The 21,376-nt window shown below is 54.6% G+C and carries 13 protein-coding genes; 3 read left to right on the top strand and 10 right to left on the bottom strand.

Annotated elements, in window-relative coordinates; genetic code table 11:
- Positions 1-95 precede the first annotated feature (95 nt).
- From A6X21_RS14040 to coaE, 5 genes are all read right to left on the bottom strand, one after another.
- Complete coding sequence (locus tag A6X21_RS14040) at positions 96-1,499, bottom strand: phosphohexomutase domain-containing protein (RefSeq protein ID WP_068848873.1); 1,404 nt, start codon at positions 1,497-1,499, stop codon at positions 96-98.
- Positions 1,500-1,794: 295 nt separating this feature from the next.
- Entirely contained in the window at positions 1,795-2,301 is a 507-nt protein-coding gene (nusB, locus tag A6X21_RS14035; protein ID WP_068848871.1) for a transcription antitermination factor NusB, read from the bottom strand.
- Between the two features lie 248 nt (positions 2,302-2,549).
- Positions 2,550-3,029 carry a 6,7-dimethyl-8-ribityllumazine synthase gene (gene ribH, locus A6X21_RS14030; RefSeq protein ID WP_068848869.1) on the bottom strand — a complete coding sequence of 160 codons (480 nt, stop codon included), beginning with the start codon at positions 3,027-3,029 and terminating at the stop codon, positions 2,550-2,552.
- Positions 3,030-3,138: 109 nt separating this feature from the next.
- Positions 3,139-4,695, bottom strand: coding sequence for a transcription termination factor Rho (gene rho, locus A6X21_RS14025; RefSeq protein WP_438822578.1), 1,557 nt, complete (start codon positions 4,693-4,695; stop codon positions 3,139-3,141).
- Positions 4,696-4,697: 2 nt separating this feature from the next.
- Complete coding sequence (coaE, locus tag A6X21_RS14020) at positions 4,698-5,624, bottom strand: dephospho-CoA kinase (RefSeq protein ID WP_068848867.1); 927 nt, start codon at positions 5,622-5,624, stop codon at positions 4,698-4,700.
- 591 nt (positions 5,625-6,215) lie between these two features.
- On the opposite strand from coaE, the gene A6X21_RS14015 reads away from it, so the two are divergent.
- Positions 6,216-7,910, top strand: coding sequence for a fatty acid CoA ligase family protein (locus tag A6X21_RS14015; protein WP_068848865.1), 1,695 nt, complete (start codon positions 6,216-6,218; stop codon positions 7,908-7,910).
- A gap of 301 nt (positions 7,911-8,211) precedes the next feature.
- Here the strand turns inward: A6X21_RS14015 and bshB1 are convergent, their stop codons facing one another.
- The 3 genes from bshB1 to A6X21_RS13995 all read right to left on the bottom strand — a co-directional run bounded on the left by bshB1 (position 8,212) and on the right by A6X21_RS13995 (position 11,311).
- On the bottom strand, positions 8,212-8,961 hold the full coding sequence (gene bshB1 / locus A6X21_RS14010; RefSeq protein WP_068848863.1) for a bacillithiol biosynthesis deacetylase BshB1: 750 nt from the start codon (positions 8,959-8,961) through the stop codon (positions 8,212-8,214).
- 638 nt (positions 8,962-9,599) lie between these two features.
- A complete protein-coding gene (locus A6X21_RS14000; RefSeq protein ID WP_068848859.1) occupies positions 9,600-11,069 on the bottom strand; it encodes an MFS transporter in 1,470 nt (489 codons plus the stop codon).
- A gap of 8 nt (positions 11,070-11,077) precedes the next feature.
- Positions 11,078-11,311, bottom strand: a complete 234-nt coding sequence (locus tag A6X21_RS13995; protein ID WP_068848857.1) for a hypothetical protein — start codon at positions 11,309-11,311, stop codon at positions 11,078-11,080.
- On the opposite strand from A6X21_RS13995, the gene A6X21_RS13990 reads away from it, so the two are divergent.
- Entirely contained in the window at positions 11,310-12,551 is a 1,242-nt protein-coding gene (locus tag A6X21_RS13990) for a hypothetical protein (RefSeq protein WP_068848855.1), read from the top strand. The genes A6X21_RS13995 and A6X21_RS13990 overlap by 2 nt on opposite strands.
- 656 nt (positions 12,552-13,207) lie before the next feature.
- Positions 13,208-14,206, top strand: coding sequence for an NTP transferase domain-containing protein (locus A6X21_RS13980; RefSeq protein WP_240490266.1), 999 nt, complete (start codon positions 13,208-13,210; stop codon positions 14,204-14,206).
- On the opposite strand, the gene A6X21_RS13975 is transcribed toward A6X21_RS13980, so the two are convergent.
- Both A6X21_RS13975 and A6X21_RS13970 read right to left on the bottom strand, forming a co-directional pair.
- Complete coding sequence (locus A6X21_RS13975) at positions 14,198-15,277, bottom strand: LOG family protein (RefSeq protein ID WP_068849117.1); 1,080 nt, start codon at positions 15,275-15,277, stop codon at positions 14,198-14,200. The genes A6X21_RS13980 and A6X21_RS13975 overlap by 9 nt on opposite strands.
- Positions 15,278-15,433: 156 nt before the next feature.
- Positions 15,434-21,220: a protein kinase domain-containing protein gene (locus A6X21_RS13970; RefSeq protein WP_068848849.1), complete on the bottom strand. Its 5,787-nt coding sequence runs from the start codon at positions 21,218-21,220 to the stop codon at positions 15,434-15,436.
- Positions 21,221-21,376: the final 156 nt, after the last annotated feature.

Genomic DNA, 21,376 nt, shown 5'->3' with positions numbered 1-21,376 from the left:
CAAATACGTTCAAGCTCGCCCTCATCCCGGCCTTCTCCCGTCGGAACGGGAGAAGGGGTAAGAAACCGCGTCTGCGTGGGAGAGTCAGATGCTCCTCATGAACTCAGATCGCGTGGTAATCCCGCCTTGTGAGCGGCCAGTTGTTGTGAACAGGGGCGATCCGAGCGACTGAGTGATCTCAGCAATGTGCCAAACACACGCAAAGCATCGCAGACAGCCAGGTCTTTGCGCAGAAGCCACCATTGGGGAGAGCCGTTGGTGCCCACTAAGCACTTTCGACTCGTGAGTGCTTTTGTCATTGTCTGGATCGATGCGCCGCCATCGAGAGTCACAAATCCCCACCGTTCGAAATCGGTGTGCCAATGAGCCCAGGCCGTCGTTGTCAGACAGATTTCTAATGGTTGTTGCGAGGGAGCCGTCAGACGTTCCTGAGCCAGTTCGATCGCCAATAGCAACGTCACATCCTGCATCGAGAGCCACGTCCCCTGTTCATCGAACGCAGTCAACGTTTCACCATCCGGTGCAAAATAGCACCCCAGATGGGCCTGCTTCTGACGAACAGTCTCTTCCAGAACTTTCAGCGAGGCGGAAGTATGACTCGATAAATCCCGATGCACAGCCGGCAGCGAGAGCGGAATCAACCGACACGGATGATGTTCCGTCAGTCGCTTCAATCGCTGAAAGAGGAGTTCATTCTCACTCCCGCAAACCACAGTGAGCGGGCGCAGGGCATGAAACTCCTCCTGTAAGGTTTGATCCTGCTCAAAATGGCGAAGAGGTGAGTAGCGACCCAACTGTCTGGCATGGGCATAAGTTCCCGTGCGAGATTGCTCGCTAAGCAGACGCAATGGCTCAATCGATAGCCAGGCCAGGCCATCCGGCCCGATCAGGTCAAATCCTGTCCAGGCAGGGCCATATCCCGAACCAGTAATGAAAATCGCCAGGACACTTTGGAATGATGACATGGCCAGCGTCAGATCGGGTTTTCGGCAGAAGCCCAGGTCAGCAATATCCATCCCCTGCTGTCTGAGGCCTTTCACCAGCCCTGCGGCAATCTCTGGTGAACTGACTCGCTCATCATGACCAATCACCACTGTTGATGTCATCCCGACAGGCGCGGCTTCTTCCCCGAAAGCCCCTTCGCCCAAAGCCTTGCCAATCGCTCTGCCCCACTCCACCGCACGAGTGCGATGCATCACATTCAGATACACCGCCCGGACTCCGCCCTCCGATAGGATCTCTTCTTCACGGTTTTCAAGAATCGGTGCCACAGGGAAACTGACTGGCAGCAGTCCTTGTTCGTCGCGAGCCGGGCAATTCCGACAGAGGGGATAATGAGCCGCCAGTCGCGCCAGATGCACACTGCGGCTGATCGAATACGTTTCCCCCGGACAGCGATAGGTTCCCCCCGGTACAGCGCCAGGGGCCACGGAATCGATGGGCTCAGCCGCTGCATCGATCGGAGGAAATGTTTCAGATGGCTCGTCTGCCGGTGCCATGGAACAATCTCTGCAACTGCCGGCCACTCACAAGACCACACTCACACGATCACGCAGAGTAAATCTTACACAAAAGCCGACGGGGTGGGTGGAGTCAAACGTCGTCGTTTGCCCCCAGTTTGTTTGACGCTGATCGCTTTTGACGAACGGCCTGTGCGCCATGCTTGCAGCTCTAGGCAAGCATGTTTTCGCTACCAACCCAACTCTGTTATCTCCCCGGAAACGAATGACACATCAAACGTCGTGGTCATCCCCTTCATTATGTCGCCATCTGGCATGCTTGATAGACAGCTTCTCACGCAGGAGCTTCTTCTCCATCGGCTGGCTGTACCGACTCTGTCGCGGCGTGCACTTCTATAGCGTTCATTTCTTCAGCGGGCTTCGCAGCGCGTGCTCTTTTCTCGGGTGGCAGTAATCGATCCAGAATGCCGTTCACAAATGAGCCGCTATTCGCACCGCCAAAAGATTTGGCCAGTTCGAGAGCCTCATCGATCACCACGCGGTGAGGGGTATCGGTCTGCAGAAGTTCATAGGCACCTAATCTCAGCACGTTGCGATCTGTGGGTGCCATGCGACTGAGCGACCAGTTGACCGCTGCTTCTTCGATTCTTTTGTCCAGCACCGGGCGGAATTCCATCGCCCCGGAAAAGAGTCCCCAGGCAAAACGAGAGAGCGTTTCATCCGGCAGTTCGGCCTGAATCATCTGACGAATCTGCTCGAAGCCCACATCGGGATTGAGATCTTTCAGATACAGCATCTGAAGGACGACTTCACGGGCTTTGTGGCGGCGGGACATTGACATGAAACATCCGAGGTACAAATCACGGGCGGAAACAAATGATGATAACAACCTGCAAGCAGGAAGAAACTCTCAGCGATGCGGAGGATTCGTTCAGACCACGAAACCCTATGGATCTGAACAGACAGGCTGTTCATCGTCACATCAGATGACAGGCCTGGGTCGATTGGCCTGAATCAACGGGCTATCGATCGTATCCCCCGCAGACGATGGGCGAAGGATGTATTTGTTCGAGTTATCAGTTGTTTGAGTTATTTCTCATGGCGGGAAAGTTCGATGAGCACGTTGCGGGTTTCAATCGCTGCCAGTGCCGCCTCGACACCTTTGTTCCCCGCTTTCCCGCCCGATCGATCCAGAGCATGATCCATCGTGGGGCAGGTCAGCACACCGAAAGCCACCGGAATACCACACTCCAGAGCAATCTTCTGCAGGCCAGCGGCCACCTGCTGATTGATATATTCGTGGTGAGTGGTCTCTCCCTGAATCACAGCCCCCAGGCAGACAATTGCACCATATTTCTTCGATTGTGCCAGCCTCTGGGCCACAACAGGGAGTTCGAACGACCCGGGGACATACACCACCGTGATCTGATCTTCGGGCAACCCATGCCGACGATACGTCGAAACGGCTCCCTCCAGCAGGCGGTTGGTCACGAGTTCATTGAACCTGGAGACGACAATCGCCACTGGTTCTTGAGGAGCAAGCAGTTGAGCTTCAATAGTGCGCGTCATATCAGCTTTGATATTGGAAAGAGGACAGGATTCAACAAACAGCCATCGAGAGCCAATCGACTTGAACAGAACATGATTCGGCTCAGGTATTCAACAACTCAGGCATTCATCAACTTAAGTTCATTGTATTCAGAAACTCTTCGTTCGTCTTGGTTCGCCGCAGCCTGGATGTCAGCAGTTCCATGGCTTCCACAGGGTTCATGTCACCCACGACCCGGCGCAAAACCCAGATTTTGCGAAGCTCTTCTTCGTTAAACAGCAATTCTTCCCGGCGTGTCCCCGAGCGATTGATGTCAATCGCCGGCCAGACTCGCTTTTCAACCATCCGGCGATCCAGGTGCAGTTCGGTATTCCCCGTCCCCTTGAACTCTTCAAAGATCACATCGTCCATCTTGCTTCCGGTATCAACCAGAGCGGTGGCGATAATGGTCAGGCTGCCCCCTTCTTCGACATTGCGTGCTGCGCCAAAGAATCGCTTGGGATGCTGCAGAGCGTTGGCATCGACACCACCTGTCAGAATCTTTCCCGAATGAGGAACTTCCGAGTTCCACGCGCGGGCCAGTCTGGTGATCGAATCGAGAAAGATCACCACATGCTGACCATACTCGACCATGCGTTTGGCCTTCTCAATGACCATCTCCGAAACCTGAATATGCCGGCTGGGAGGTTCATCAAAAGTGCTCGAAATCACTTCGCAATTACGTCCCTTGACCTGCCGTTCCATATCGGTCACTTCTTCGGGGCGCTCGTCAATCAGCAGCACAATCACATAGACATCAGGTTCATTGGCAAGGACAGCTTTCGCCAGATTCTGCAGCAGAATCGTCTTGCCTGCTTTGGGAGGCGAAACAATCAGTCCTCGCTGTCCCATTCCGATGGGGGCAATCATATCGACCACGCGTGAACTGTAATCCGAAGATGTTCCCGCGAGCTTGAGCCGACGCTCGGGATGTAAAGGTGTCAGGTCGTCGAAGAAAACCTTCTCCGTCAGCAGATTGGGATCTTCACCGTTGATGGCCTCGACCCGCAACAAAGCAAAGTAGCGCTCGTTTTCTTTCGGGGGACGAATCTGGCCAGCGACAGTCGCTCCATTCCTCAGCCCGAAGCGGCGAATCTGGCTTGGTGACACATAGATGTCATCCGGGCACGGCAGATAGTGATAATCGGGACTGCGCAGAAACCCGAAACCATCGGGAAGAATTTCCAGTGTGCCTTCACCGAACATCAGGCCATGCAGCTTGGTGCGCTCTTTGAGAATCTTGAAAATCAAATCCTGCTTTTTGAGCCCGGTGTACTCGGTAATGTTCTCTGCTCGGGCAATGTCGATGAGTTCTTTCATCGTCAATCGCTGGAGTTCAGCGACATGGATTTCGTTCTCTCCATTTTTCGCCTGCTCATACTTGTCGTCGCCGGGCAGCGGCTGGTCGTCATCATCAGGTGGCAGGGCCTGAGATCGAGCGAGTGGTGGCGCAGTGAACTCTTCTGTCTGGCGATCGACTCGATCCTGACCTTGTTCACGCACAGGTTCTCGACCGGCAGCAGAGCCGCTCGTAGACGTCGCACGACCTGACTGAGATTCCCTGCGGAAGGAACCTAACGGGATCGGCGGGGCCTCTCCGGTGGCAGAGGCTTCTGTCGAACGATTCATCGAGGCACGAGGTTTCATGGTCATGGCGAGGGCTGCCTGACTAACTGAGAGGTGATTTTAAGGGGCTGGTGCCAGATTGACAGGTTGGCACACCACCACGCGCTTTCAAAATTTGTCAACGAACGAACGAGTGGCCAGCCCATGCCGGAAAACGGCCCAGGCTCGTCATTAGGCCACTTCACAGCACACAGGCTGGCGGCACTTTTTACGAAAGATGAAACACCATTCTGACCAACAGCGTTTCCCGGTTCCTGCGCGATCGTCTCGACATCGGAACTCTCCGCATGAGACGACGTGACAGGTGGTCTTTTTAACCACGTTTGAATCGCGTCTCGGAGAGCCGTTGTTGCCGCATTCGTTTTGAGGTCGTTGAAAATGACCAGATCGGCCACGGATCGCTTGGCATCGAGTGACCACTGGCTCGCTTCCCTTCGGGCCAGTTCTTCCATCGACCAGCCACGCCCTGCGATCTGTGTATGACGATCGACTTCGTCTGTATCGATGTAAACCAGCAAATCACAAAGAGTCCGCCAGCCAGTCTCCAGCAGGATTGCTGCATCAAGAATGACAGCCGCGTATCCGGAATGAGCAGCATGCTCAATCTGCCGGAGTAGCCTCGATCGAATCTGCGGATGCACCACCTGTTCGAGTTGTTTTCTCGCAGCCTGCTGAGTGGGGAGTTCTCCAAACACCTGGGCCGCCAGTTGGCGACGGTCAATCTCACCATCGGCACCAAGAATCTGACTGGTGAAAAGTTCCACCAGCCGGGTGCGAACGGTTGCTTCCCGCAGAACCTCATGTCCCACACGATCTGCGTCCAGCACCAGCCAGGGCGGTTCCACATCGACGGCAGCACTCCGCGCGACGAAACTCTTTCCGGAGCCAATCGCTCCCAGAATTCCGACGACAGGGACTTTTCGAGTGCTGATCGCAGACTGCGATGTCATGGAAGATTACCAGCAGTGCTTAACTAAGGAAGGTGGTTGAAATTGCAGCGAGAGATGACGGACGACGGGTTCGATGAATTCATCCAAGGTTATTAAGGAATGATGCCCATGTTTGACACACAGGTGATGAGGTGCAGTTGAAAGTGCCTCTAGGGCGAAATATCGGAACGTTGATCTATAGAAATGGTTCGTTGTGAATGATTCGTTGCAGGTGGGTTGGTGCTGTATTGATATGGCAGGCGATGTTATCGACAGATTCCCATTCAGGATTGCCAGAAGATGTCGTGAGAAGTCGGAGCCGGATGGGAAAGTCGTTAGAATCGAGGGACAGATCAAGACGACACAAGGACTTGTGCTCAATTGGGTGAGTAGGACTGATTTCAGAACATGACCGGAGAATCACACAATACGGATAACTGCGTTCTTATTGGAAGTTGGCTCCTTGCCAAATTCAGCGACAAAACACTGGAATCACGTCCCTTATTACCTATATCCTGCCCCTCCACACCGCGAGTGTCAACCAAAAAGCAGGTCATCTCACTCCGCAGCATCACACAATCACATGCTTAATCATTGATGAGTCTGCCGCGTATGACAGCCAGTAACATTGCTCGAACTCTGGAAACTGCTGCTACTGACAGGCCAGATCAGGTCGCCATTTACGCTCCGCCAGCCGGTCGAACACCACTGCGGGTTGAGAATTATCGAACACTCACTTTTCAGCAGCTCCATCAATTTTCTGTTGAACTGGCCTCCGGGCTGAATGCGATCGGCATTCGCCGGGGGACGCGTATTGCGCTGATGGTGCCCCCTTCACCGGAATTCTTTGTACTGACTTTTGCCCTGTTCCGGCTGGGAGCCGTCCCCGTCCTCATCGATCCCGGCATGGGCCTCAAAAATCTCGCACAATGCCTGACCGAAGCCCGTCCCGAAGTCTTTATTGGTATCACCAAGGCGCATGTCGCGCGCTCTTTGCTGGGCTGGGCGAAAGGCTCGCTCCGCCAGTTGATTACCGTCGGCCGTAAGCTCTGGTGGAGTGGGCGGACTTATGACGAACTGCAACGACTGGGCCAGAAAAGCTCACAGGCTCCTATGGTCGATCTCCCCGAGGAGGAAACAGCCGCCATCCTGTTCACCAGTGGCAGCACAGGAATTCCCAAAGGAGCCGTTTACACTCATGAGATCTTCTTGAGCCAGGTGGAACTTTTGAAAGAGGCTCTGAAGATCTCGTCGGGCGAAATCGATCTTTGCACTTTTCCTTTGTTCGCACTCTTTGCCCCGGCTCTCAAGATGTCTGCGATTATTCCGCGGATGGATTTCACCCGCCCCGCGAAGGTCGATCCTCAAGAAATCTGGCAACCTGTTGAACTCTTTCAAGTCACGAATCTGTTCGGTTCTCCCGCTCTCATCCGCAGGCTGGCTATCGCTTCACAACAGGCGGGAAAGACCTTCCCCACACTTCGGCGTGTGGTATCTGCCGGCGCACCAGTGAACCCGAAAATCCTGGAACTGTTCCAGCCCCTCTTGGCACCAAAGACACCCATCTACACACCTTATGGTGCGACCGAATCGCTCCCGGTGGCTGTTGTTTCGAGCCAGCAGATTTTAGGTGAAACCCAGCAGAAAACGACCGCTGGAGCCGGGATCTGCGTCGGTCAAGTGGTGACTGGCATGCAGGCCCGTGTCATTCGCCTGACAGATGAGCCGATCCCCGTGTGGTCAAACGATCTGATCCGTTTACCAGGTGTGATCGGCGAAATTGCCGTCTGCGGGCCAGTCGTGACCAGGTCTTACGATGCCCGACCCGAACAGACAGCCTTGGCAAAAATCGTCGATCCACACACGGGCGAACTCTGGCATCGGATGGGAGATGCCGGCTACTTTGACGAACAAGGCGACTTATGGTTCTGCGGCCGAAAATCACAGCGGGTCGAATTGCCGGCCGAAGCCGGTGTCCCTGCACAAACCCTCTTTGCCGATCAGTGCGAAGCGGTCTTCAACGGGCATCCCGCAGTCGCCAGAACCGCTCTGGTCGGTGCTCTTGTTGATCAGCGGATCATCCCGGTCCTGTGTGTCGAAAGAAATCCCGGCAACCGTACACCGTTTGCCCAACTCGAAGAAGAACTTCGCTCTCTGGCCATCAGCAGCCGGGTCACAGCAGCGATTGAACACTTTCTCGAACACCCGGCGTTCCCCGTGGATACCCGACACAACTCCAAAATCTTCCGGGAGAAACTCGCCCCCTGGGCCGCCAAACAATTGAGCAAAAACCACCGTAAACCATAACCGCGCTATCAACGAATGCTGCGTTTGGGTAACCCGTCCAGATGGATCATCGATTTCACTCTCGACTTAGTCATAGGTGGCACGGTCCTGGGCGGCGAAAAATCCTTTAACATCATGTTTTCATATGGCCGGGTGGCAATGGTCGGATGTCTTCCTCCACCGCTTGGTCAATTCAGGTCACCAGCACGAATGCATCTACAAAGGTGCCTGGTGCTTCGTGCCATGCTTGCAGCTTTGGGCAAGCATGCCTTGGTAACCAACACCACGCGATGCTTTCATAGGAAACACGACAGTTGAAGACTCACGACGTTCCCAGCTTCAGGCCGGTCACCGCTCCCAGATCATTGACACACAAAGCCTCGCGACTCCCGATCGGCTCGCCATAGGCTTTTCCGATGGCCCAGCCCCAGTAGCGGGCCCGGTCACGGATATCATCCAGAGCTGTGGGAAAGGTGAGTGTGCGACCCGTGACAAACTGGCTGGCATAAGCCTCGACGGCCCGCATCTTCTCATCGATCGTCTCGCTGATATCGACGACAAATGCCGGCTCTGGCTGAATTTTGAGGTGAATGCTCCAGTAGTAGAAAATTCGGGGAGGGTGATAAGGCTCACCCGCCATGGTTGTTTTCGTCAGTTTCGACCAGAACCGTGCCGCCTCGATGATCTGTGTCGCAGCCACATGATCGGGATGGGCATCCTCGGGCCACGGTGCCAGAATGACTTTGGGCTTCGTTAATCGAAACACCTCTGCGACAGCCCGACGATGATCCAGTGTGGCCTCGAGCGCGCGATTTGGTAAACCCAGGTTCAGACGAAAATCCAGCTCGAGAAGTTTTGTCGCCACTTGGGTTTCTGAGCGTCGAATCTCAGGTGTTCCAAAGGGGGTGGGTTCACCCGAAGTCAAATCGAGAACACCCACACGCTGCCCCAGCCGATGCCACTTGAGCAACGAACCACCCACACTGATCTCCGCATCATCCGGATGCGGTGCCACACACAGGATGTCCAGCGGCTCGAAATCGACAGGTATTTCTGCAAGGCTCGAAGACAAGGAGGCTCTTCCTGACAGAGATAAGGAATCCACGATTCAACGCTCTTTAACACGGCCTGACTGAGTATGTTGATTCGAAGTGAGGCCGGGGTCAAACGTCCTCCTTTGCCGCCAGCTTGGCTGACGTTGGTTTTTCATTGCACTTTAGCCCCTTCTCCCGTTCCGACGGGAGAAGGCCGGGATGAGGGCGAGCTCGCACGTATGGGGCGTGCAATTAAAGAGCGACTTCATCGCGGAATGCTTGTCATCTCTGGCTATGGGCAATCAATCGGCGCTCCTGCGGAAGCCTTCGTGACTCTTGCATTCCCATCGGCCAGACCCTCACCCGGCCTTCGGCCACCCTCTCCCACGCGGACGTGGGCGAGGGTTTTGCCCCTTCTCCCGTTCCGACGGGAGAAGGCCGGGATGAGGGCGAGCTTGCACGTTTGGGGCGTGCAATCCACGAGCGGCTTCATCGCGGAATGCTTGTCATCTCTGGCCATGGGCAATCAATCGGCGCTCCTGCGGAAGCCTTCGTGACTCTTGCATTCCCATCGGCCAGACCCTCACCCGGCCTTCGGCCACCCTCTCCCACGCGGACGTGGGCGAGGGTTTTGCCCCTTCTCCCGTTCCGAGGGGAGAAGGCTGGGATGAGCAAGTCAGATCCGATGGCCGGTCACTTCGGAAGCAGCATCGTGAGCGAGTCGCCAGCTGTCGAAGGTGGAAATGACCACCATCCCGCCAATCAATCCAAGCGTGATCTGGAAGTCGATCAGTGAGGGAACGGCTGTCGCCAGATCAATCGACGATCCTGTCCAGAGTGACGAAAGCCTGAGTGACAGAGCTGCGGCAGCGATCCCGACGCCGATGTTCAGTTGCCGCCCGAGGCTGAAAATGACATTGGCCTGTCCGGTTAAAGTCGGCGGGATATCTGAGAACGCCAGCGTATTCAGGCAGGTAAACTGCATCGAACGCGAAAGCCCGCCGGCAAACAGAATTGCCATGATCACCAGCATCGGGGTCTGGGCCTGGATTGCGGTACAGGCCCAGAGCGTGATTGCACAAATCAAGCCGTTCACGATCAAGACGCGTCGGATCCCATAGCGTCTGAGCATGAATGTCGTCGCAGGTTTCATCCCCAGATTTCCCGCGAAAATGGCGAGCATCAAGAACCCCGACTTCGCTGCACTGTAACCAAACCCCACTTGAAACAGTTGTGGAAACAGAAAACTGGTCGATCCCACCACCATGCGGAACAATCCTCCCCCCAGCATCGTGACCTGAAACGTGGGATACCAGAAGACCCGTAGATCAAACAGGGGATGAGGTGTTCTCAGCAGATGGACAATCATCAAACTCCCCGCGAACAGGCTGCCAATCAGCAACGAAACAGCCAGACTCCAGTTTTCGCCCGGTTGGCCAATCAACTCCATGCCATACAACAGACAGGACGACGCCAGACCGCACAGGAAAAAGCCAATGACATCAAAGGGGTGCTGATGCTCACTGGGAATGGGCGGGATCATCCGCAGCGTCAGCGTGAAGGCCATCACTCCTAAAGGCACATTCAAATAAAAAATCCACGGCCACGAAGCATACGTCGTGATCAGTCCCCCCAGTGGAGGCCCGATTAATGGCCCAAACAGCGCAGGCCAGGTGAGATAGGCAATTGAGCGTAACAGATCCTGCTTCGATGTCGCCTGCAGCACCACCGCGCGGCCGACGGGGACCATCATCGCTCCACCCAGCCCCTGCAGGACACGCGCACAGGTAAACTGCCATAAACTCTGACTGAACCCGCACAGCACCGATGCCAGCGTAAAGACGACGATTGCCGTCGCAAAGACCCGTCGCGCTCCCAGTCGTTCTGCCAGCCAGCCACTGAGTGGAATAAAAATCGCCAGGGCAAACAGGTAAGCTGTTAACCCCATATTCAGATCGACAGGGTTTTCGCCGAACGAGATGGCCATTTGAGGCAACGCCGTGGCAATCACCGTACTGTCCAGATGCTCCATAAAAAAACACGCGGCCACCAGCAGTGCGATGGCTCTCGACGAACGAGAACTCTTTCCCTCCGCCGCCAGGTTGTCAGGTTGCTCTGATGGATTCTCAGCCCGGCTCGCTTCCACATTGCTCCTTATCGAAATTCACACATTCTGCCATCGGCAATCCTTGCCGGAAATGATGTTGACGAAATTGCCGATTTCCCCAACATTCTCACTGCGGCCACTGACCAGCTCTCAAGGGCCTTCGTGCGAACTGTTCCCGCTCGATGGTTCGTGAATGATTGATCAATCGCCAGTCCACTCGTCATGAGGATCATGCGAGTGAAATTGACGGGCAGGAATTGTGGCTGCTGGAGCTTTGCCATGGATGGATCTCCTGACTATTACAAGCTTTCGGGCTCTCGCCAACTCTCTTCATTCGCGTGGAGATGGGTCAGCGTGGTCTTGGCATGCACCTTTTGCCTCCTCCACAATGTTCCGGCACAGGCTCAGAGTTTTCTGCCACAAGGGCCACGATTCACTTATGCCAATGATCAGACATCGTCTCTGATTGGCTACAATCGCTCGGAAGAATTCGAGCAGGCCATTCGAGCGCAATCTCCTTCCCCCACATTTGAGCAACCTTACAATCCTTCGTTGGGGGCTCCACCAACTGGAGCATCTCCTCAATATCAGGTTCCGACCGATCAGGCCCCTTATCTGGCCCCGCAAGGGGGTTATCAGGATCCTTTTCTGCAATATCCAGGAAACGCCGTTCCTGATTCGATGAATGCCTTCGGAGGTTCCCAGGTCTTTGGAGTCAATGGCCCGCAACCTTTCCGTACCGGATGGATTCCCAGCCTTGAACTGGGCTATCTCGCTCCCGCCAGCGCTACCGGTGGTAATGCCAGTGGCCGGATGGAAATCTTCGAAATCGATAGTGAACTGCGCTATAACACGATCATCGGACGCGGCGGCTTGTTCTCCATCGCCCCGCAATTCGGCATGCGATTCTGGGATGGCCCACTTTCTCCCAACCTGCCGGGTGAGGTCTATCGTTTTGGCCTTGATATGCAGCTCGATACCGTCCCGGTCAATGGCTGGGGTGTACGGGTGGGCTTCAATCCTTCGATCAACACGGACCTGGCTGCCAGCCTCGATTCCGATGCGTTCAACTGGGATGGTACTGCTGCTCTGGTCTATCAGGCATCTCCCACATTCACCATTGTCGGTGGTGTCACCTACTGGGATCGCGTGGATAACTTTCTGTTGCCTTATGGCGGTGTGATCTGGTTGCCCAATGATCGCTGGGAGTTTCAGGTACTCTTCCCCCGAGGCAAGATCAGTTACTTCATGGGGAATTTCCTCAATGGGAGCCACTGGCTTTATGTCTCCGGTGGTTTCTATGCAGAAAGCTACCAGATCCAGATGCAGGGACCGGATATCGCCGAGCAGATTCAGTTCACTGATTGGCGCGTCATGCTGGGTGTGCGGAGCGATCACTGTTACTACGAGAAGTTTATCGAAGTCGGTGCTGTCCTCGGACGTGATGTCGATTTCAAGTATGGCACACCAAACTTCAACCTCTCTGATACCTTCATGGCCCGCTTTGGTATTCGCTTCTAAACATCGCTGCCAGATGGAGTCTTTGCGTAGGGTGCAGGTAGGGCAGGCTCCCGCCTGCCGCAGTCAAACAACATATTACAACGGGTGGCACGTCCCTGAGGTCCGCCGAAGGGCGTGGGCGTTGACACTTCCCGCTGAAATCGTCTCGGGAACTGGGCGCAAACGAAGACGTTTGACCCCAGCCACCCCCAGGCAAATGTCAAATCAGGTAGGGTGCATGCAGCGCCAGCGGAATGCACCACATTCGACGTTGCTATCGACAAGAAGCTCATGAAGTCACAGAAGATTGGTGCATTGGCATGCACCCTACAGTTGCCTTTGAAGGGTGCATGCAGGGAGCAGGTAGGGCAGTCACCCGCCTGCCGCAAGTCGCTTCGTGCCATGCTCACGGCTTTGAGTGAGCATGCCAGACTTGCGTTTGAAATCGATCCTCAAAAGACAACAGAGCATGCTTGCTCAGAGCCGCAAGCATGGCACAAGGCAGCAGAAAACATAGAAAAGACACTTCCCGCTGAAATCGTTCCAGCCACCCCCAGGCATGTGTCAAATCAGGTAGGGTGCATGCAGCGACAACGGAATGCACCACATTCGACGTTGCTATCCACAACAAGTTTTTGACGCCACAAAAGATTGGTGCATTGGCATGCACCCTACACATGGCTTCTTTCAACACAAGGTCTCACGCTCACATGGCGGCTCCACTGGCAATTGTTCTCGCGGCTGGCAAAAGCACTCGCATGAAATCGGCACTCCCGAAAGTCGTGCATCCACTCTTCGGTCGCCCCATGGTCGAATATGTCTTTGATGCTGCCCGCGCCGCTGGTGTTGAACGACTCGTTGTCGTTGTGGGCCATCGAGCCGAGGAAGTCCAGGCGATTCTGGCACATCACAAAGATGTCGAATTCGCTTTACAGACCGAGCAAAAGGGAACGGGCCACGCCGTCAAAATGTGTCTGCCAGCCCTGCAGACGCATCAGGGGCCAGTGCTGATTCTTTCTGGTGATACTCCACTGCTCAAAGTCGATTCACTCAAAAAACTCCTCGCTGCGCAAGGGGCTGGTGCGGCGGCTGTGATTGGGACAGCCAGGACTCAGGCCAATGAAGGGTTGGGCCGCATTGTCCGTTCTCCCGAAGGTGAGTTTTTGCGCATTGTTGAAGAACGCGATGCGACACCTGCCGAAAAGCGAATTCAGGAGATCAACACCGGCTGCTACGCCTTTGATGGTCAGAAGCTCGCCAGTGCTCTTGAGCGACTCCAGCCCACCAATGCTCAGGGCGAGTATTATCTCACAGATGCACCGGCTCTGCTTAAAGCCGATCGAGAATTAGTGATTGCAGCCGACTGCTTCGATATCGAAGAAGCGATGGGCGTCAATACGCGTGTTCAACTGGCCGAGGTGGCACAGGTCATCAAAGATCGAACCGATCGGCACTTGATGGCTGAAGGTGTGACCATTGTGGATCCCCGGCTGGTGTCGATTGATCCTCAGGCGAAGATCGCGGCCGATGTCGTCATCGAACCTTTCGTTGTCATCCGCGGTGCGGTCGAAATCGGGCCGAACAGCCACATTGGCCCGCATGCCGTTCTGGAAGGCCCGTTGACACTCCCTGCCGGTTCAATCGTCAAACCTTTTGAGCATCTTCCCTCACGATAACGATGGCTGCTGAGAGGAAAGTTCTGGCGACGGAAGTTCTGGCGAAAGGTTGAGGGCGTCGATCAATTGCCGCAGACGCCCGGTTTCCCGCCGCTGGAAATGAAAACGCAAGCGGGGGAGATCTTTCAAATGGGGCTCGTCCGCTTCGAAGGGATGGGCGGCTGTCCGTTCGATCGTGCCTGAAATAAGAAGATCGGCAAACTCGACATTCAACTGATCCAGCAGTTCATCGCTGATGGGGTGGTTCAGCCGGAGCACCAGATTCTGTTTGACGAATCGCATGCTGTTATAAACACGGTAAAAGCCCAGCACCTCAGAAACAGCGGCTGCCGGCGAATGGACGATTCGATAGAGCGAAAGATCAGCCGGTGAGATCAGGCCACGCTCCAGAAGTTGATGGCGAATGAAATCCTGCAGGGCACACCAGTAATTGCAATCGGGCTGATCGACCAGCACGATGGGCAGCATGTCCCGCTTCCCGGTCTGAATCAGCGTGAGTGTTTCAAAGAGTTCATCGAGTGTTCCGAAGCCACCCGGATAGACCACGATGGCATGGACTTCTTTGACGAACATCAGTTTGCGGGTAAAGAAAAACCGAAACGTGACCAGCTTCGGATCACCATCAATGATCGAGTTGGCCTGCTGCTCGAAGGGAAGCAGGATGTTCACACCCATCGACATGGGCAAACCGGCACCGACATGAGCTCCTTCCATGATGCCGCCCCCGGCTCCGGTTAAGACCATCCAGTTGTTTTTGGCCATCAGGCGGCCAAACTCGACCGATGAGAGATAATCGGGATGATTGGCCGGAGTGCGGGCCGAACCAAACACAGTCACCTTGCGATGGAGTCGATAGGGAGTAAAGACCTTGAAGGCGTAACGCAGTTCTTTGATGGCCCGGGCAATAATTTTGATATCGCCGCGCGTGGCCTGATCATGTGCCAGCTTGTCGGCCACTTCGCGAATCTGGGCCAGGAATGCCGACTTGCCACCAATCTCTGGTTCCTGTTCAGAGATCAGCGTGTGTTCTTCGGCTTCACCCGCAATCGGGAGTGGGAGTTCGTCTTCCATGGTCAATCTCTTGGCTGTGTCATCGAGTCTGTACTCATCGTGGGTCTGTTCAAAACAAGAACGGATCCCGGAAACGAATGGATCATGCCGATGATTGACAATGAATGCGAGCGGAGACTTTTTCCGGAACATTAGTAACAGACCGGATAACTCCGTTTATCCCGCAGGCGGAACTTCACCACCATCCCAGATGATCCGACAGTTCGGATGATTTTTCTGAAATCGTTGGACGCCATCCTTGGTCACTGGAGTCTTCTTGAGCTCCAGGATGCGGAGTTTGGGTAGAGCTTTGTTCAACTGATCAAGACCAGCATCGGAAAAGCGGGTCTCATTGAGGTAGAGTCCCTCCAGACTTTCCAGGGTGGCGAATACCTGCGCCGATTGATTCGTGATTTTGCTGGCGTTGAGTCCTAAGTAGGTAAGTTGTTTCGCGTCCTTCAGGCAGGCGACGCCTTTGTCAGTCAGCCCGGTGAGATTTAACGTGGCCCATGTCAATTTTGAAAAACCGCCAAAAGCTTCCAGCGAGGCATCGGTGATCCGGGTCGCACCGAGATTGAGCATGGTGAAATGTGGATTGGCCACCGATTTGACGAACTGATCGGTCACTGGAACAGCCCAGGCAGACAACCTCGAGAGTTGTTTGCAATTCCGAAAATACTCGAAACCAGCCTCAGAGAATTGGTTCGTATTCAGCTTCAATTCCGTAATGGTCTCAATGCCGTCAAATGGCTTGAGGCAATCGTCGTTCAGCCCGCAATCCGACAGATCTAAACTCTGGAGATTTCGGCAGTTCGCAAACACTTTGAAATCCTCAGCACGAAGGTTTTTAACTCTCTCCAGACTGATTCCCTGCAACTGGAATATTCCAGCAGGAATTGTTGCGTGAGGGCCCTGAAGTCGGTCATTCGCCACATTCAAGGTCACTGAACCACCAAGTCTCAAAACCAATCTCGCGGCACTCCGGTCGGCTCGGATACGTTTCACCTGCTGGTCACCATCTTTGGCAAAGCGAGGCAGTACCTCTCCCTCGAAGGTGACTTCACAAAGTGGCTTCTGCTCCCGAAATTTCTGAACCGCGTCGCGCGTGACTTTGGTTTTGGTGAGATTCACTTCAAACAGCATGGGCATCTCTACCAATATCGCCAACACGTCATCATCAACCAACGTTTCACTCAGGTCGACTTTCTGCAAGTTGGGCAAGGCTTTGAAGGGAATCACTGCCCGGTTGGTAATCTTTGTCGCTGCGAGATTGAGCGATTCGAGTGGAAGAGCCTCTTTGAAACGCTCCAGATCGGCAGTCTGAATCTTCGTGTAGGCCAGATTCAATTCGCGGAGTTCCGAGAGATCCTTCAAGAAACCTAGTGCTTTCCCGGTGATTTCGGTACCACCCAGATTCATAACCTGAACTCGATTCTTCCCGATCACTTCCAGATCGCCATCCTGCAGAGGTACCAACCAGGCAGCAAGGTCTGTCAGATGCTTGAACTGACGGACTTTTGATCCCGTCACTTGAGAACACTGCGTGATATTCAATTTGGCCAGTTGCGGCAGATCCTTCAGATGTTCCAGGTGTTCATCATCGATCTCAGAGAATTGAAAATCGGCCCGTCTCATGGAAAGCGACTGCTGAAAGACCGAAAAATCCTTGGCCTTCAGTTGATGACGTTCCACCAGGTGAATGCCGGTCAGTTCAATTGGTTTGGTGAAGTCGAGTTCTTCAAGTACCCAGACCGAAGAGTTTCGTCCCTCAATCCAGACACCACCACCATTCTGCAAGACATAGCGAATTGCCTCCCGGTCATCCTGAGGCTGCTTCGTCACCTCTGGAATTTTCAAGGTCGGTGCCATCCCTGATTTCGAACCGTCATTCCAGAGCACTGCGCAGTCCGGCCGCTCCTGGCGATACCGGGCCACACCTTCGGCTGTGGCCTTTGTGCCACTGATCAACACATATTTCAGTTTCGGCATCCCGGCCATTTTCAAAAGTGATTGATCTGTGATCTGCGTGTTGTAAATCACTAAAGATGCAAGTGCCGGCATTTGCGAAATGGGTGCGATCGCCTCATCTCCCAGCTTTGTTCTGTCGATTGCCAGAGCGTAGAGGTTGGGAAGTGACTTGAGGAATTCGAGGTCGGCCACATCGACTCCTGTTCCCGACAAACGCAGGTTATTTAACTGATTCAGATTGGTGAAGGTACGGATTTCCCCCGCTGGTAACCCCGTGTGAGCCAAATCCAAAGACTCGAACGGGCTGTCGGCAAAATGCTTCAAATCACCCGCCTGCAATGCGATGCCCCAGAGTTCCAGCTTTTTCAGGGATTGATTCGGTCGAAACGAAATCAGCGATTTTCTTGTGACGCGCGTACTGATCAGGATAATCTCTCTGAGCGACTCCATTTGATCGAAGACCTGCAGATGCTCGTCGGTGATAATCGCCGACCGGAAGTGCAGCTTCTTGATGTGTTTGCAGGGACGAAACACGGCAAACTCTTGGGGATCAATCGCGGAGATCGGAAAGAATTCCACCCCGGTCAGCCGGAATGGCTCTTTCGTCGAAACCCCATCCAGGCTGGTGCGGCTCTCCTGTTCATCATTGATCCAGATGCGACATTTTTTCGAAAGGACATACTCGGCGGCTCTTCGATCCGCGTCAATCTGAGCGGCCCGATACAATTCCATCGGTAAGTTCCAGACTTTGACGATTCGATCCTCGCCTGCTGTGGCTAGTCGCTGGCCATCTGCCGAGAAGGTCAGATCATGGACTAAGCCGGTATGGCCCTTCATCCGGGTTAACTCGCGAACATTACCAATCTCGTAGAGGATGATTTCACCCGAGGAAAAGCCCACCGCTAGACAAAAGGTTTCTGGGCTGAAAGCCACACAAACGGGGCGATCATCCAGAATTTCATCATCACCGATGCAGAGAATCTGCTTGCCGGTCTGCCAGTCCCACAGGCGAATGGTGAAGTCTGGTGCGCAGGAGAGTGCGAGGCGGGCATCGGGCGAAAGCACCACATGACTTGGTGGCGAGGTATGGCCTTTGAACGTTTTGACGATCTCTCCGTTCTCGGTATTCCACGCAAGCCAATCACCCGGCCCATTCCAGACCGCACTCAAGAGGTAATTCGCATCCGGAGAAAATGACATGCGCGGTGCTTCCACGCCGGGCGGTGTCTCTTGAAAAACGACCCGGGGCAGTTCATTTCCGCCTGGTAATGTCCATGAGTTAATGCCCCCTTTGCCACTCCGGGTGAGCTTTACCACACTTCCCCGAGGCGAGAATGCCACACACCGCACGCAGTGATTATCGGCCAGCGGGAAGTGATGCAGTCGCTCGCCGGTTTCCAGGTTCCACACGTAGACTCGCGGCTCCGAAGGGCCATTGGCTGTTGCCCAGCCCGAAGAGGCTGCGAGCGTTGTTCCATCGGGTGAGATGGCAATTCCCTGCGGCCCGTAATGACTCCCTTCCGTCATGCGCAGGCGGCACAACTCGTTCCCGGTTCGGGAATCCCACACGCGAACTGTGTTATCCTTCCCCGCCACGTGATAACGAATCCCGCCGCGAATTTCGTGATCATCCCCATTGCTGGCGGAGACAATCCGCGAACCATCTTTATTGAAAGCCACCCAGCGCACAGGGTCGGTATGCTGCAAAGTCAGGACGGGTGCAGGAGCTTCCGTTTTCGACGTGGGTGGAATTGGTGCTGCTGGTGAAGCCTGCGGCAGATCAGGCGCGCCTTCCCAGAGCAGATTTCCCTGCGGATCGGTGACGCGAATGTTGCGAAAGCGCACAGCCGAGTTCCAACTGGCGAATCCCACCTTTCCTTGCAGACGATGAGGATCAGTCATTGTGAGCACCTGTGTTCCATCGAGAAAACAGGTGGTTTTATCGCCTCGAAGCTGCAGCTTGACCTGATACCACCGCTGCTTCTCGAAGGTGAAATTCAAATATCCGCCATCGTTATCACGGCTCCATTTTCCCTTGATGACGCGATTGAGTTCAATCGCTCGTCCGCCATACACACCCAAGGGGAAACTCAGCAAATTATTGAAATCGAGTACGCGAAACAGGCCGATGCCTCCCTGACTGTCGGCGGCATTCGAAGTGGTCATCGTCTCATAGCTGAAATCGATGTCCGTCCATTCCGGGTTCCCAAAACTGACATGTGATTCAATCGTCGCCGACTGGACGACTTCATCCCCTTCGACCGTCCAGTGACCTTTGCGAATGGTGGCTGTACGATCTTTGAAAAGCCCGTTCGCGGGAGGGGACTGGCCGATTGGGGTTGTTGCCTGAGTGGGCTTTCGAGTCGCCTCCTGGCTGATCTTGAGTACTTCCCGGCCATGGCTGGAGATGTTGACCAGTTGCTTGAGGATCAGAGCTTCTCCCTCTTTTGCTTCGACTTCGTACTGGCCAGGCTGTAGTCGCAGTTCCTTCACGCCGGCACCCGTCACGACAATCTCCTGCCCATCGATTCGCAGGGAGATGTTCGGATCATCGACTTCGACAACGAGTGTTCCCGTGGGAGTGAAGAGCCGGATGATGGTTTTCGTCACCGAGGTAACGCCTGCCCCTTCTGTCATCCCCAGGCCCACCAGCAGGGCGAGCAGAACAAGAGCCGCCATGCCCAATGGTCTGGTCGCCCAGTTCGAAAAACTGGTCGAAAAACTGTGCGAACCCGCGAGAAAAACCGTCGTGGCAGGTTCTTGTTGAGAAGGCTGTTTTTCGCTCTGTGAACTGAGAGGCTTCGCATCGCCCTGAGGGAGTTCAGACTCAGCGGGTTGGGGAGCTTTGTCGCGCAGATTCAGCCGGGCGGCCACTTCGATGGCTGATTGAAAACGTGCTTCACGGTCTTTGGCATGGAGCTTTTCGACAATATCAATCAGCCAGACAGGGATCTCGGGAACAATATCGTGCATTTCCCGCGGCGTATCTTCCACGACCCGCTTGAGGACAGCCATCGTATTGGCAGCACGAAAGGGAGGCCTGCCCGTGCAGAGGACATACAGCACACTCCCCAGGCTGAACAGATCCGAACGATAATCGAGTGGCTCGCCGCGTGCCTGCTCGGGAGACATGTAGAGCGGCGTACCGGCAATCACGCCGCTTTGCGTGATGCTCGCATCGTCGGCCGTGCGTGCCAGCCCGAAGTCGGTAATTTTGACGCGATGCGTACCATCTTCGACCAGAATATTCCCTGGCTTGATATCCCGATGGATCAGCCCGGTCGCATGAGCAGCGCCGAGGCCACTGGCGATCTGTTGACCGACGGCAGCGACTTCATCAATGGAGAACGGCCCTTTCTCTTCGTGCATCTGCTGCAACGTTTTCCCAGCAATATACTCCATCACGATGAAAGGGAGCGGCTGCTCTTCGACGGCATAAATCTGCACAACATTATCGTGGCGAATGGCTGCTGCGGCTCGTGCTTCGCGCAAAAACCGCTTTCTGGCTGGCGATGTGACAGCCAATTCGGGTGCCATCAACTTGAGAGCCACTCGGCGGTGGAGCTTTTCATCGAAGGCGCGAAAGACCGTCCCGCAGCCGCCACTTCCCAGAACTTCTTCGATTTCATAATGCTGCAATCGCCCCAGTGAGCCGGGCTTGGTCGAGGGCGTAAGAATCGATAAATCGAGGCGTTCTTGACTGCTGATCGAATCGATACTGGTGATTTCTCCTGCAGGAGCTGATGAAGCATGGGGTTCAGCATCGGTATCGTCGCGCGTATTGCCCGCAGAATTAGTGAGGCCGGCAATCTTCAGATAAGCGCCCGATTCCTCATGCGCTTTGATCAGTGCTTCTACTCGTTTGAGTAAGACAGGATCGGCTTGACAAGCCTCGTTGAGATAAGCCTTTCGCCGCTGAGAGTCTTCGATGTCAATGGCCGCCAGAAAGATCGATTCTTCATCGGGCGTGCCCGTCTTTTTGTCATCCGGATGCATACCATCAACCTCTCAACTTGCATTCTTCGCAGACCCTCAGAGATCAATGCGTAATTGGCAAAAGATGATGGACAGGAAAAATGAATTTTGTTTGTAAAAGGTTAATCGAGTAGAAAATGTCGCTGGTGAGTGTCGTGCCAGGAGTGACCCAACCTG

Origin of the sequence: Planctopirus hydrillae (assembly GCF_001707835.1) — a bacterium.
GTDB lineage: Bacteria > Planctomycetota > Planctomycetia > Planctomycetales > Planctomycetaceae > Planctopirus > Planctopirus hydrillae.
The sequence above is the reverse complement of the archived record's forward strand: the minus strand, read 5'-3'. Positions and strand labels throughout refer to the sequence as shown.

Coding starts and splice junctions, on each gene's coding strand:
- coaE (WP_068848867.1), bottom strand. CDS start 5,624: ATGACATCGCAGTCTGCGATCAGCACTCGAAAAGTCCCTGTCGTCGGA.
- nusB (WP_068848871.1), bottom strand. CDS start 2,301: ATGTCAATGTCCCGCCGCCACAAAGCCCGTGAAGTCGTCCTTCAGATG.
- A6X21_RS14040 (WP_068848873.1), bottom strand. CDS start 1,499: ATGGCACCGGCAGACGAGCCATCTGAAACATTTCCTCCGATCGATGCA.
- ribH (WP_068848869.1), bottom strand. CDS start 3,029: ATGACGCGCACTATTGAAGCTCAACTGCTTGCTCCTCAAGAACCAGTG.
- A6X21_RS13970 (WP_068848849.1), bottom strand. CDS start 21,220: ATGCATCCGGATGACAAAAAGACGGGCACGCCCGATGAAGAATCGATC.
- A6X21_RS13975 (WP_068849117.1), bottom strand. CDS start 15,277: ATGGAAGACGAACTCCCACTCCCGATTGCGGGTGAAGCCGAAGAACAC.
- A6X21_RS13995 (WP_068848857.1), bottom strand. CDS start 11,311: ATGGCAAAGCTCCAGCAGCCACAATTCCTGCCCGTCAATTTCACTCGC.
- A6X21_RS13990 (WP_068848855.1), top strand. CDS start 11,310: ATGGATGGATCTCCTGACTATTACAAGCTTTCGGGCTCTCGCCAACTC.
- A6X21_RS14015 (WP_068848865.1), top strand. CDS start 6,216: ATGACAGCCAGTAACATTGCTCGAACTCTGGAAACTGCTGCTACTGAC.
- rho (WP_438822578.1), bottom strand. CDS start 4,695: ATGAAACCTCGTGCCTCGATGAATCGTTCGACAGAAGCCTCTGCCACC.
- A6X21_RS13980 (WP_240490266.1), top strand. CDS start 13,208: ATGGCTTCTTTCAACACAAGGTCTCACGCTCACATGGCGGCTCCACTG.